This is a genomic window from Neobacillus sp. NPDC093127 (assembly GCF_044754175.1).
In the GTDB taxonomy this organism is placed as follows: Bacteria; Bacillota; Bacilli; order Bacillales; family Cytobacillaceae; genus Neobacillus.
In genome coordinates, this window is the sequence record NZ_JBIVOP010000008.1 from 17,705 (window position 1) to 30,965 (window position 13,261).

The 13,261-nt window shown below is 38.8% G+C and carries 14 protein-coding genes; 5 read left to right on the forward strand and 9 right to left on the reverse strand.

Annotated elements, in window-relative coordinates:
• Positions 1-9: 9 nt before the first annotated feature.
• The 4 genes from ACIQCO_RS12630 to ACIQCO_RS12645 form a co-directional block, all read right to left on the reverse strand.
• A complete protein-coding gene (locus ACIQCO_RS12630; protein ID WP_400428951.1) occupies positions 10-945 on the reverse strand; it encodes a phosphate ABC transporter substrate-binding protein in 936 nt (311 codons plus the stop codon).
• 266 nt (positions 946-1,211) lie between these two features.
• Complete coding sequence (locus ACIQCO_RS12635; protein WP_400429283.1) at positions 1,212-3,302, reverse strand: peptidoglycan D,D-transpeptidase FtsI family protein; 2,091 nt, start codon at positions 3,300-3,302, stop codon at positions 1,212-1,214.
• Positions 3,303-3,492: 190 nt separating this feature from the next.
• Positions 3,493-4,710, reverse strand: coding sequence for an MFS transporter (locus ACIQCO_RS12640; protein ID WP_400428953.1), 1,218 nt, complete (start codon positions 4,708-4,710; stop codon positions 3,493-3,495).
• A 112-nt stretch (positions 4,711-4,822) separates the two neighbouring features.
• Positions 4,823-5,431 carry a superoxide dismutase gene (locus tag ACIQCO_RS12645; RefSeq protein WP_066090098.1) on the reverse strand — a complete coding sequence of 203 codons (609 nt, stop codon included), beginning with the start codon at positions 5,429-5,431 and terminating at the stop codon, positions 4,823-4,825.
• Between the two features lie 359 nt (positions 5,432-5,790).
• On the opposite strand from ACIQCO_RS12645, the gene ACIQCO_RS12650 reads away from it, so the two are divergent.
• Positions 5,791-6,486 carry a Crp/Fnr family transcriptional regulator gene (locus ACIQCO_RS12650; RefSeq protein ID WP_400428955.1) on the forward strand — a complete coding sequence of 232 codons (696 nt, stop codon included), beginning with the start codon at positions 5,791-5,793 and terminating at the stop codon, positions 6,484-6,486.
• 36 nt (positions 6,487-6,522) lie between these two features.
• Here ACIQCO_RS12650 and ACIQCO_RS12655 read toward each other — a convergent pair whose 3' ends face one another.
• A complete protein-coding gene (locus ACIQCO_RS12655; RefSeq protein ID WP_400428957.1) occupies positions 6,523-7,005 on the reverse strand; it encodes a DUF456 domain-containing protein in 483 nt (160 codons plus the stop codon).
• Positions 7,006-7,167: 162 nt separating this feature from the next.
• Here ACIQCO_RS12655 and ACIQCO_RS12660 point away from each other — a divergent pair, with 162 nt between their 5' ends.
• From ACIQCO_RS12660 to ispG, 3 genes are all read left to right on the forward strand, one after another.
• Positions 7,168-7,947 (forward strand): DUF1189 domain-containing protein, encoded by a 780-nt coding sequence (locus ACIQCO_RS12660; RefSeq protein ID WP_400428959.1) that lies wholly within the window; start codon positions 7,168-7,170, stop codon positions 7,945-7,947.
• Positions 7,948-8,043: 96 nt separating this feature from the next.
• On the forward strand, positions 8,044-8,376 hold the full coding sequence (locus ACIQCO_RS12665; RefSeq protein WP_400428961.1) for a LysM peptidoglycan-binding domain-containing protein: 333 nt from the start codon (positions 8,044-8,046) through the stop codon (positions 8,374-8,376).
• A gap of 101 nt (positions 8,377-8,477) precedes the next feature.
• Entirely contained in the window at positions 8,478-9,590 is a 1,113-nt protein-coding gene (gene ispG / locus ACIQCO_RS12670; RefSeq protein WP_400428963.1) for a flavodoxin-dependent (E)-4-hydroxy-3-methylbut-2-enyl-diphosphate synthase, read from the forward strand.
• A gap of 62 nt (positions 9,591-9,652) precedes the next feature.
• On the opposite strand, the gene ACIQCO_RS12675 is transcribed toward ispG, so the two are convergent.
• Positions 9,653-10,009 carry a hypothetical protein gene (locus tag ACIQCO_RS12675; protein ID WP_400429286.1) on the reverse strand — a complete coding sequence of 119 codons (357 nt, stop codon included), beginning with the start codon at positions 10,007-10,009 and terminating at the stop codon, positions 9,653-9,655.
• Positions 10,010-10,560: 551 nt separating this feature from the next.
• Here ACIQCO_RS12675 and ACIQCO_RS12680 point away from each other — a divergent pair.
• The gene (locus ACIQCO_RS12680; RefSeq protein ID WP_400428965.1) at positions 10,561-11,163 is read left to right on the forward strand and encodes a hypothetical protein; all 603 of its coding nucleotides are present in this window, start codon (positions 10,561-10,563) and stop codon (positions 11,161-11,163) included.
• A 33-nt stretch (positions 11,164-11,196) separates the two neighbouring features.
• On the opposite strand, the gene zur is transcribed toward ACIQCO_RS12680, so the two are convergent.
• Genes zur through ACIQCO_RS12695 form a run of 3 tightly spaced genes read right to left on the reverse strand, consistent with a single transcriptional unit; the run spans position 11,197 to position 13,237 of the window.
• Positions 11,197-11,607, reverse strand: coding sequence for a zinc uptake transcriptional repressor Zur (gene zur / locus ACIQCO_RS12685; RefSeq protein ID WP_400428967.1), 411 nt, complete (start codon positions 11,605-11,607; stop codon positions 11,197-11,199).
• Positions 11,604-12,467 (reverse strand): metal ABC transporter permease, encoded by an 864-nt coding sequence (locus ACIQCO_RS12690; RefSeq protein ID WP_400428968.1) that lies wholly within the window; start codon positions 12,465-12,467, stop codon positions 11,604-11,606. Before ACIQCO_RS12690 ends, zur begins: the two co-directional genes overlap by 4 nt.
• On the reverse strand, positions 12,464-13,237 hold the full coding sequence (locus ACIQCO_RS12695; RefSeq protein ID WP_400428970.1) for a metal ABC transporter ATP-binding protein: 774 nt from the start codon (positions 13,235-13,237) through the stop codon (positions 12,464-12,466). The genes ACIQCO_RS12690 and ACIQCO_RS12695 overlap by 4 nt, the downstream gene beginning before the upstream one ends.
• Between the last annotated feature and the right edge of the window lie 24 nt (positions 13,238-13,261).

Here is a 13,261-nt window from a genome sequence, read left to right on the forward strand (position 1 = left end):
TTATTCAACTTATAAATCTTTTTGATTTCCTTTTGCATCACGTTCTACCTTCATTTTTGTGACAGGAAGGTAGCCCTGTTCTTTTAATAAGGTAGTTTGGATTTCATCTGACATTAAATACTCTAGGAAAGCTTTTGCTAAGCCTTCAGCTTCGCCTTTAGTATAAGAATGTTGGTAAGCCCAAACTGGAAATTTACCAGATTGTACATTTTCTTCGGTTGGTTCTACACCATCGATAGCAAGTGGTGTCACAGATTCATCAGTGAAGTATGAGAATGCAAGGTAACCAATTGCTCCATCTGTTTCATTGATAATCTTTTTAACCGTGTTTGAAGAGTCCTCAGTAATTCCTTCAGCTGGTGTTGCACCATCAAGTGCAAACTTATTGAAAATTGCACGTGTTCCTGAAGAATCAGGACGGTTTACAAGAACGATCTTTTGGTCTTTACCGCCAAGTTCTTTCCAGTTGGTAATTTTTCCAGTGAACACTTTAATTAAATCTGCTTTTTTAATATCTTTAATGCCAACTTTAGGATTAACCGCTGCAGTCATACCTACAACTGCAACTTTATGATCAACAAGCTCACTTGCTTTATCAGGAATTTTTTCTTCAGCAAATACGTCTGAGTTACCAATTTGTACAGATCCTTCAGAAACTTGTGAAAGACCAGTACCAGATCCGCCGGCAGTTACTTGAATATCAGCTTTTGGATTTGCATTCATAAATTCTTCAGCTGCAGCTGCGACTAAGGGCTGCATAGCAGAGGAACCAGAAACGGTTAATGAACCGGAAACTTCTTGTTTTTCTTCAGTTTTTGGAGTTGTATCGTTTTTCTTGTCTGTTCCACTTGTGTTGTCTTTTGAAGCCCCGCCCCCACAAGCAGCCATAAATACCATTAATGCTGCAAATAATGTAACAAGGCTTAATTTTTTCAAACTTTTCATTTCCTTTATTCCCCCTAAGGTTTTTGGTGTGATGATGTTTGTCTGCCTTACATGTATTAGAATAATCTATTACTGTAAACGGCGTTTTAATGAAATGTAAAGGTTTTGTAAATTTGCATTACGCTTTTGTAAATTGTGAATTTGCTCCTATTGACTTTCTTAGCTAATTTGGATTAACAAATTTCTATTTTTATTGTTCGCATTTATTATTTTAAATATGTAAAAAACACCTGCCTCAAATTTGAGACAGGTGTTTCGAAAAACTTTTATTGGCCAGTTTGCTGGCTGTTTTGTGTGGTGTCTGCATTCTCTGATTGCTGCGTACCATCTGCAGCCCCTTCAGAACGTGATTTCTTCAAGTCAAAGTATGCGTCCATTACGCTCTTGCCGATGGTCATATTAATACTTGGTCCCGTATTTCCTTGATATGCCCATGGGACAACAACAGCCATAGCCACTTCCGGATTATCATATGGGGCAAAGCTGACAAGACTTAGGTTCATAACCTCTGCATTCTTTTGCGATTTAACAGGACCGTCATAAAATGCTTGTGCTGTTCCTGTTTTTCCAGCCGGGTTATAAGTAACACCTTTAAAGGTATTAACACCCGTACCATCACCTACCTGCATAACCATTCTGAATCCTTCCTTAACCCGATTGATCCATTCATCTTTCAAATCTAAGTGATTCAACACTTTAGGTTGGATTTCTTGGATTATCGGGCCTAAATCATTACTATCCATGACAGGCTCACGAATTTCCTTTACAATATGCGGCTGCACACGATTACCACCGTTTGCAATCGCGGACACGTATTGTGCAAGCTGGATTGGTGTATACGTATCATATTGGCCGATTGCAAGGTCTAGAGCTAAACTCGCCTGTTCATCTCCGCCCGGAAAACCACTCATTTCATTAGGGAGGTCAATCCCTGTCCTCGTTCCTAGACCGAATTGTGCGAAGGATCGGCGCAGCGTATTAAACGTCTTCTTCGAGTCTATTAAAAGTGGACCGTTTGGAACATACCTTCCACCTCCCATAGCAATGACCGTTTTCCACATGTACACGTTGGATGAAACCTGTAATGCCCTAAGGTCATTAATGGAATTAAATTGCTTCCAGGATTTTTTTGGTTTTGTATTTTTGAATAGTAACGGCTCATCAAAAAGTTTATCTCCTGGACTAATAGCGCCCGTTTTATAACCGGTTAAAATGGTCGCCCCTTTGACCGTTGAACCAACGTTATAGGAAGTGGTAATATTCCCGCCGGCAAAGTCTTTCATTACCGTTTTGCCGTCGTCATCCTTGCCAATTTGCCTTCCAGCAAGCGATAACACTTCGCCGGTTTTAGGATTCATTAAGACCACAAAAGCACGATCCAAAAGAGCAGTGCCTGGCTTTTTCTTGGCCTCCCACATCTCTTTTTCAATGATCTTTTCGACTTGCTGCTGCAGATCCATATCGATTGATAAGACAAGGTCTTTTCCTCGCTTGCCATCCGAAACCACTTCGGTAGAAAGGATTTTCCCTGTCTTATCTGTTACATTTTTTACTTTTGCTTTTTGACCATGGAGGACATCTTCATACTTAAGCTCGAGATAACTTTTTCCTACTCGGTCGTTTCGGCTGTAATCGCGGGCAAGAAATTTATCTAACTGTTCCTTAGGTATGCCTGCTTCGGAGGTAGTTACGTCCCCTAAAATTGATTTTAATGTATTTCCAAAGGCATACATTCGTTCCCAGTCTGTTGTGGTATCCACACCAGGAAGATTCTCTAAATTTTCACTGACTACTGCAAATTCTTCTGAAGTGACATCTTTATTTTTGACAATTTGCGGCGTTAAGGCGTATCCACTGTTAAATTGCTTTAAAATAGCAATGGTTTTGAGTTCATTATTTTTGTAATCAGCGATTTCAGCTTTTGGAATTCTTTTAATCTGCAAAGAATAAATTTGCTTATATTCCCACTTTTTATCGTCGTATAACTTCCATTCTTTTTCTGTAATTAATGCCTTTGCTCTGTCGGGATTTTTTAAGATCCAATATTCCTCTTTGTCACGATCACGGACCTTTGTCGTATCAACTGTAATGATTTTTGCTAATTGTTCTGCTGTATCAAGCATTTCCTTTTGATTTGTATTTTGGTATTTTGTATAAGTAATCGCATTTAACGGGGTATTGTCAACAATGACTTTCCCATTTCGGTCAAACATCTTTCCACGCGGCACTGGATTACTAACGGTAATATCTTCGGTCCGCTGAAGTTCTCGTTTAAAATCGTCACCGAAAACAATTTGTATTTCACCAAGACGCAGAATGAGGACAGAAAATAGCACAAAAACCACAAAGAAAACCATATTCAAGCGAAACGGGACATGTGTCTTCTTCTTTTTCTTTTTATTATTCAATGTCTATATACACTTCCTTTTTTCAAGCCATAAGATAACTTCCTCTATTCTATAAGATAATCCGGCATTTTTCTATGAATAACCCTTACCAATTTTACAAACTTCCACTAAAAATGCGATGAGTATTAAACTCATCGCATTACGCAGCAGGTAATTGAATTTTTCTAATAAACAAATAAATCACCGAATGCCCAGCACCCAAAATCAAAAGTAAAATCGGAATACTTTTTACATCATTAAATCTGGTTACCGCTACAAGGAATGCTAAAATAGAAACAATTCGGCCAACATTTAAGAAAATTTCGCGGACTACAATATACTCAATTCGCATTTCTGCGGCTTTCCAGCCAATTCCAATCACATCGTATGTAGTTGACATATACGGAACGAGCAACAGTGGATAGGCGATCGCAATCATCCCGGCATAGATTAACAGTTTAGCGAAATTCACATCCCAAACAATTACTAGAACAGCAGCATAAAGAAGAATACCGCCCATAAGGATTGCTTTTTTTCGGTGATTTTTTTTAATTAAGCGCGAGGCTAGATAATAAGCAATAAATGAAATCCCCGAATTAATCAGGCCAAATGTACCTAAAGCCATTTCACTATTTGTCGAAATGTAAACAAACACGGAGATGATAAATAAAAACGTCCCTTCTCTTAATCCCTGGAAAAAGTGGGCATTTGTAATGAGACGCCAATTCTTATTATGTTTTCTTTCCTCTAAAATCCGCTTAAAGCAATACCTTCCCGCTGCCGGTCGTGGTTTTAACGAAAAGCTCAAGAACACAGCAAGGGCGAATAAGGCTAATGACAAACCAAAAACAAACGTATACCCTGTGAATTTTTCAAATCTGGTAATAATGAAACCAGCGGCCAGCGGACCAATCATTCCTCCCGCAGAGGTTAACGTTCCCAAAAAACCATTAAAGAAATCTCTCGTCTCAGGTTCCGTGATTTCAAAGGTTAACACGTTGTAAGCTAACCAATAAAACCCGTAGCCGATCCCAAGCAGGCTCCCTAACAGTAGTAAATAGGTGTGTGCTTTCGTTCCTGTAATTAGGACAGACAAGTAAAAAAAAGCCAAAAAGATTACACCAATTCTTAGCACAATGACCCTGTCGATTTTCTTTGCCCATCTGCCCGCTAGAATAAATGTTAACGGTTGAAGTACTACAATCGAGAGGTTATAAAGGGCCAAATCCGAATACTTTCCCGTTTGCTTCCAAAGATAGATATTCACAAATGTGTTGGAAAGAGCCACACTCAATGAGTATAACCCGCCAATCATTAACAACAGTGATAGATCTTTGGTTAACTCTACATCACCTAATAGTTTTAATTTTTTTGCCATAAAAAAACTCCCCTTTGTATATGGGTAGTCTTTATCCCGGCAGTTGTTCTTATTCAATATTTTAGGAAAACGAAAAAAGGCAGCCCGCGGCCGCCTTTTTTCGTTTTCCTTTTTACTTTGCTTCGTTATAACGTTTAGAAACTTCGTCCCAGTTTACAACGTTCCAGAATGCACCGATGTAGTCTGGGCGTTTGTTTTGATATTTTAGGTAATAAGCATGTTCCCACACATCAAGGCCAAGGATAGGAGTTTTACCCTCCATTAATGGTGAATCTTGATTAGGTGTGCTAGTTACTTCTAATTCGCCGTTGTTTACAGCAAGCCATGCCCAGCCGGAGCCGAAACGAGTTGTTGCTGCTTTGGCAAACTCTTCTTTGAAACTTTCGAAGCTGCCAAATTTATTGTTGATTGCGTCTGCTAGTTCACCTGCTGGTGCGCCGCCGCCATTTGGGGAAAGGATTTGCCAGAATAAAGAATGGTTTGCGTGTCCGCCGCCATTGTTACGCACTGCCGTACGTGCAGCTTCTGGAACAGCATCTAAATTGGCAATTACTTCTTCAACAGATTTAGATAACAATTCTTCGTTACCTGCTAAAGCATTGTTTAAGTTTGTAACATATGTGTTATGGTGTCGAGTGTGGTGAATGTTCATTGTTTCTTTGTCAAAATGTGGCTCAAGTGCATCTTCTGCATAAGGTAATTGTGGTAATTCAAATGCCATGATAATTCCTCCTATGTAATTGTTTTTTTAGCCTTAGATAATCTAAAATCAAATGATTTTTAAGAATATTTCTAAAGCTTTATTTCTAAGATACCAAAGTTGGTTCATCGTTTCAAATAAAATGCTTATGTTCCAACATAAATACAATTCCCATTGGGATGATATTTATTCACTAAACTTTGAAACCGCAAAATAAGGCACCACGTTTCAATGTTTCGAAAAATTGTCATGATTCAACCAAACTGCAGTCTGTCAACGATTTTTGTCATATCCCCTTGCCGGCGCTATTTATTCATGAACTTCCCATATTGACATGGTGCTAATAATTCATTTAAATCGAATTGAAAGGAGTGATAGACATGCAAGATTCACATTTTTCGATATATAGTTTAATGGTTCAATTTTTCCAAAAAAATGAGCCCATTCAAAAAATAAAAGCAGGTTCCGTTCTTTTTCAAGAAAAGGATCCCGCTCAATTTGTTTACTTATTGCTTAAAGGAAGTATTGCGCTTGGAAGAGTCCATTTGCGCGGAAAAGAGTTTATCTTAAAAATTTTAAATGATAGGGAACTTATTGTTGAGTATCAGCTTTTTAAAGCAAACCCCCGTTATCAGTTTTACGCCAAAACATTAAGCGACTGCGAGATTCTGGTCATTAAAAGAGAACAGTTTGAAGATTTTATCTTAACCGATCCCGAGGCAATGAATACTTTTGTTTCCTGGTTAAGTACCGGTTATTTAAAGGCACAGATGAAATGCCAGGACTTAATTATGAACGGGAAGAAAGGCGGTCTATACTCTATTCTCATCCGTCTTTGCAACACCTATGGCGTGAAAACAGAGGATGGCATCTTGATTGACCTGCCCTTAACCCATCAAGAGTTAGCCAATCTTACGTATGGAACAAGGGAAGTCATTCAACGTTCATTAAAAGAACTTCGCGAGAAGGATGTAATTTTGTATGAAAATCAAATGTTTACCGTGAAGAACTTAAACTATTTAAAAGAAGAAGTAGACTGCCAAAACTGCTCCTTTGAAATTTGCGGGATCAATTAATCAGCTAAAAGCCACCTATGCTTAATGGTGGCTTTTTTAAAGCACTGCAATGAAAAAGCAGGCAATCATAATGATTTGAATGATTGCTTTGGTCAAGATACTGCTAATAAAACCAATAACAGAGCCGAAGCCGATTTTTAAGCTGTCGCTAAAGTTTCGTTTGTTGAAAATTAACTCAGCTGCTATCGCTCCGATAAATGGGCCAATTAGGATTCCGAGAACTGGGATAACAAATGGGCCAAGGAGAATGCCAATCGTACTTCCCCATACACCTGCTTTCGAGCCGCCATATTTTTTTATGCCAATCATATTGGCAATATAATCCGCGACAAACAAAAGAACAATAAACATTCCCTCAATAACCCAAAACAGCCAATGGAACGACTCGAAACTAAAGAACACCCCATATAATAAAAACCCTGCTAACAAAAACAATACACTGGGGATAATGGGGTACACCAGCCCGATGAAAGCAACAACAAAAAGAACACCTATGATCAGCCAATAAACAATATCCATCTCATCCAACCTTCTTTATTTAATAATATTTTGAGATATTTCATTCATCCTTACCTATTTACGGATAACACCGAATTTTGTTCCATAAATAATGGGCCAATCTTGTGTATACCATTCACAAAAGCTACAATAGAATGGTGAATCTATATTGAGGTGGTTGTTATGAATATTTTTAAACAATTAGTTAAGAGTATCTATTCTCCAAAGGATATTGCCTTATTTCGTTTTCAAGGAATCGGAAAAACAATTTTATATGTCTTCCTTCTAACTTTAATTTCCATCCTTCCTTCGATTATTTACTTAAGCACTGCCCTAACTACGGGGATAGATTCCGCTAGAACCATTATAAGCAAAGAATTACCTGACTTTGCAATAAAGAACGGTCAGCTTTCGGCAGATACATTGGTGCCTGTTACGAGTAATCAAGATGACTTTACGATTATTCTTGACCCCACAGGGACCATTTCAGACGCAGATGTTGAAAATGAAGGAAATGCTTTTGCCATGTTAAAGGATGAATTTGTCCTAACAGCAGGCGGTCAGAGCAATATTTATCCATATGCAATGCTGCAGGGTTTAAATTTCTCTAAAGAAGATTTGCTCAAATTTATTGATACAATAGCTGGAAATAGAGGGATTATCATTCCACTCTTCTCTTTGTTCATCTATTTAGTTTCCAGTGCAGCCAGTTTTGTTGAGGTTTCCGTCCTCGCCTTAATTGGATTAGTATTAAAAAACCTGTTAGGCAGAAAGTTAACTTATCGGCAATTGTGGCGATTGGCCGCATACAGCGAAACCCTGCCTACGTTATTTTTCACCGTTATGGCTGCCATTAAAACATCAGTACCGAACAGCTTTATGATAAACTGGTTAGTCGTGATAATCGTTTTATATCTGGCCATTAATGAAATACCAAGACCAAAAAAGAAGATGAATGAATAAGCGTCCCTCGAGGATGCTTTTTTTTTGCTTATTTGTTCTATTGGGAAGTGGACATGCATAGGAATGTACAAACATTCCCTTTTGGAGGCTTGTCCGATGAAACAATTATTTGGGTTCTTATTTGCCATTTTAATCATATATGTCATCTATTTCGATTTAACGGTTGGCACACTTCCAGCGTCTTTTACTCAGCAGCATGTGGATGCAAAGGTAGAAACCACGGTAAAATCCAAAACTGACCTTCCTTCTTTTGATGCCAAAGTCAAACCTGGTGAAACGGTCATCTCTATTGTTGAGCATAAAATAAATAAACCACTACCAGTTTCGATTAGTCATCTAATCGACGACTTTCGTAAATTGAATCCAGACCAAACGCCGGAAAAAATTAAAATTGGGTCCACCTATCATTTTCCCGATTACTCTAAATAAACAGAATGGGCCTTAATCTTGTCAAAGGTGGCAAAAGACTGTTAAAATAAACTCGAATTGTTGTTATCCAATTGGATTCCAATTAAAGGAGCGAATAAAAGTTGAATGAAATTATCCATCGCACAAAGACCCGGCCAATTAAAGTGGGCAATTTAACAATTGGCGGGAGTAATGAAATAATTATACAGAGCATGACAACCACTAAAACGCATGATGTTGAGGCAACCGTTGCCGAAATCAAGCGCCTCGAAGACGCTGGTTGTCAAATTGTCAGGGTTGCCTGTCCAGACGAACGTGCTGCAAATGCCATCCCAGAAATCAAAAAAAGAATCAATATTCCCCTAGTTGTTGATATTCACTTTGATTATAAATTAGCTCTTAAAGCAATTGAGGGCGGAGCGGATAAGATTAGAATTAATCCAGGAAATATTGGAAGACGGGAAAAGGTTGAAGCTGTCGTCAGGGCTGCAAAGGAACGGGGTATCCCAATCAGAATCGGAGTAAATGCCGGTTCTCTCGAAAAGAAAATCTTAGAAAAGTACGGTTATCCAACTGCAGATGGCATGGTCGAGAGTGCGCTTCACCACATTAAAATTCTCGAAGATTTAGATTTCCATGACATTATTGTTTCAATGAAAGCATCTGACGTAAATCTTGCGATCGAAGCCTATGATAAGGCAGCACGTGCTTTTGATTATCCACTGCATTTAGGGATTACTGAATCGGGAACACTTTTTTCTGGAAGCATAAAAAGTGCTGCAGGACTTGGTGCAATCATCAATAAAGGAATCGGCAACACACTTCGGGTTTCTTTAAGCGCAGACCCTGTTCAAGAAGTAAAAGTAGCTCGAGAGCTTTTAAAGATATTTGCACTTTCATCGAACGCCGCCACCCTGATTTCCTGCCCTACCTGCGGCCGTATCGAAATTGACCTGATCAGCATCGCAAATGAAGTCGAAGAATATATTCAAAATATCAAGGCGCCGATTAAGGTTTCTGTACTAGGCTGTGCCGTTAATGGACCTGGTGAAGCAAAAGAAGCAGATATCGGCATTGCTGGCGCCCGCGGCGAAGGCTTGTTATTTAGAAAAGGTGAAATCGTCCGCAAGGTTCCGGAAGCGGAAATGGTTGAAGAATTGAAAAAGGAAATTGATAAAGTAGCTGAAGAATATTTCCAAAAGAAAGCGGAAGAAGAAGCAAAACTTGCAAAATAAAAGCGTCAGAAACCCGGTAAAAGTACCGGGTTTCTTTTTTGCTCCTATGCGTGCAGATTATGTTAAAAGAACGGAAGAATGAAGATACCGACAATAATCGATAAAGCCCCAATTCCGATTGCCCAAGCACCGAGGCCTGCTGCTCCTCTGCTTCTGGCAACGAACCCTAACACAATACCTGCAGCACCAAAAAGAATAGGCAAAACAAACAGTGATAAAATCGAAAGTGCTAAAGCCAGTGTCCCCATTCCGGTTCCACCAGCTGCCCTTTCCCTATTGTCATCTCGATCCCTTCCTCGGACGAGAGGAACTGGCGCCGCAATTTCCGCTGCAGTTTCTTCGTTATATTCTGAAGACCTGATTGGAACAGAAGCACCAATTTCCGCAGCTGTATCTTCATTATAGGCAGCAGTTCTAATTGGAACGGATGCTCCAAACACGGTTGCTTCTAAATCGGCCGAGGATTGGATTGGAACAGGATGATCAACTTCTCTAGTTGCTTCCCTGAATTCAGAAGGGAAATTTGGGATATCTTGTCCAATACTAGCACTTTGGAGAGCCTCTTGCACTTTCGTGTCTCTTTCATCTGCCATCCTAATCCCTCGCTTTCAGTAATAGGAGCATTTATTATTGTTAGCCTCTTGCTGTTTTTTAAAGATGTTAATGTTTATCACATCTAGCGATATATTTCTTTTCCTGATAAAATTTTCTATAGAACTTATTAGACGTCCCACGCCACCATTTAGCATGGAAATAAATTCAGAGAACCATTCCTGCCAATAAAGGCGGTGTGAGCAGAGCAATGCTTCACTTATTCAAAGTGAAAAACGTATATTCCCCCAAAACTTGGATAAACTGATTCATTTTTGCGGCGCTCCGCCCCTTTTCCATAAATAAATCCTTTATTAATAACCCGTCTTTGGTAAAATATGAATGGAAGTACTAAAGCAATTTGAAGGTGAGCATACAAATGAGAAAGAGATTTGGAATCGACATTGATGGTACGGTCACATGTCCAAAATCAATATTACCTTATATAAATAAAGCGTTTGACATGAACATTGCCTACGAGGACGTTGATCAATATGAATTAACACCCTTCGTAAATGTTTCTGAGGAAGTGTTTGCGAAGTGGTTTGCTGAAAATGAACCAACTATTTATGAAGAATCTCCGCTTGCGCCTGGAGCAAAACGGATTTTACACAAATGGGAAAAAGACCATGAATTGTTTTTTATTAGTGCCCGGTCATCCCATTTACTTGAAATCACTAAAAAATGGTTCTTTGATAATGGTTTAACCTTTCATCATATTGAATTAATCGGCTCCCACGATAAAGTGAACACGGTGAAAAAACATCAAGTGGATATTTTTTTTGAGGATAAACACGATAATGCTGTAATGATTCATGAAGAGTGTCAAATTCCAGTCATCTTATTTGATACACCTTACAATCAAAGTTCGATTCCAAAAGGTGTTATCCGTGTTAACAATTGGAAAGAGGCCAATCACTGGGTTGAAAATTGGCTGAAACAAGAGAAAAATCGTCAAGAAATACTAATTGAACAAAAGTAATTTAACAAAAAACTCGCCATCAGGCGAGTTTTTTTATATACATTCCGGACAACGTCCATAAATTTCAAATTTGTGTCCGGAAATATCATATCCTTTTAAGTTTTCACTTAATCCATCCATTGGACAAGTTTCAATTTCTTTTGTTTTTCCACAGTCTAAGCAGATAAAATGATGATGATGCTGGTGTCTCGAACATGTAAAGCGGAAGTGCTTTTCGCCTGATAACTCTGTCATTTCTAAAATCCCCATATTAACAAACAAGGTCAGATTTCGATAAATAGTATCAAAGCTCAATCCCGGATAAGCATCCTTTAACTGATCAAGAACATCCTTAGCGGTTAAATATTTATCGCTATCTGCGAATAATTGAAGCATATCCTCTCGTTTTCCTGTCTGCTTAAATCCATGTTCTTTTAAATATTGAATAGCTTCCTGAACATTCACTTGGCTCCACCCCCAATATTCACCTGTTTATTGATCATTATTTTTTTATAGAAAATTGCCAGTACTAATATTAGCACCGCAAGCATGACAATGGTTCCCCCGGGTGCCAGGTCAAGATAATAGGCAGTGAAAAGGCCTCCAAGCACAGAAATTTCACCAAAAAGCACGGATAAGAAAATTGTCTGTTTAAACCCTTTAGCAAGGCGAATACTTGCCGCCACCGGTAACGTCATTAATGAAGAAACCAAAAGGATCCCAACAATTCGCATCGAAGCCGCAATGACAAGTGCAACCATGACAATAAAAATGAAATGGATACTTTTCGCGGCAATCCCAGAGGCTTTAGCGTGCTCCTCATCAAAGGAAAGTAAAAACAGCTCTTTATACATAAAAATAATGACAAGTATAACCAGGATACTTATGATAAGAATGACCCATAAATCGGTTCTGCTAACAGCAGATACACTGCCAAATAAATAACTAAATAGATCTGTATTAAATCCATTGGCCAGTGAAATAAAAATAACCCCGAGACCAATGCCGCTAGAGAGGATAATCGGAATGGCCAGTTCCTGATAATGTTTATAGACACCTCTTAGTTTTTCAATAAACAGTGACCCGCCCACTGAAAAAACCATTCCCATGTAAAGAGGATTTAAGCCGGCCATCACCTGAAAATTCCTTTCAATGAGGAGGCTGGCAGCTATTCCGGCAAGCGTCACATGACTAAGGGCATCAGCAATCAAAGATAATCTTCTCACCACAATAAATACCCCGAGCAATGGGGCAAGAATGCCAATCAGAATCCCAGTAAGGAAGGCATTTTGTAAAAATTCATAATGAAAAATTCCCTGAATCATCTTACAACACCCCCGTGTTCATGGTGATGGGTAAGCAAATGAACATCATGACCATAAACTTTCGATACATCTTCATTTCTAAATTGTTCAAATTCATTCGTTTCTCCGTGAAAATGCAAATATTTATTTAAACAGGCAACATGTGAGACTTTATCCGATATTGTACCAATATCATGGGTAACCAATAGCAAGGTAATATTGCGGTGTATATTTAAATCACCTAACATTTGATAAAAAGAATTAACATTTTCGGAATCAACGCCGACAGTTGGCTCATCAAGGATAAGCAGCCGCGGTTCACTGACAAGGGCACGGGCAATAAAAACTCTTTGCTGCTGTCCGCCTGATAATTCGCCAATATTTCTGTTGCTATAGCTTTTCATTCCGACCGCGTCTAAGGCCTCATTTACTTTGATTGCATGTTCTTTTTTAAAAAATGTAAACAGGCCTAATTTTTTTGTTAAGCCACTTGCGACAACTTCAAATACGGTTGCCGGAAAACCGGTGTTAAAGGAGTTGGCCTTTTGTGATACATAGCCGACTTGCTGCCAGTCCCTAAATTTGCTAATTTCCTTGCCAAATAAAAGGACCTCCCCTGTTTGCAGCCTTAATAAACCTAATAATAACTTTAATAAGGTCGATTTCCCCGACCCGTTTGGACCGACAATTGCCAAAAAGGAACCATCCGGAATCGTCATATTGATATTCTCAAGGACAGTATCCTTTTCATAGCGGTAGGTCAATTGTTTTATTTCAATAATTGGTTGCATAACTGCACTCTCACCCTTAATATA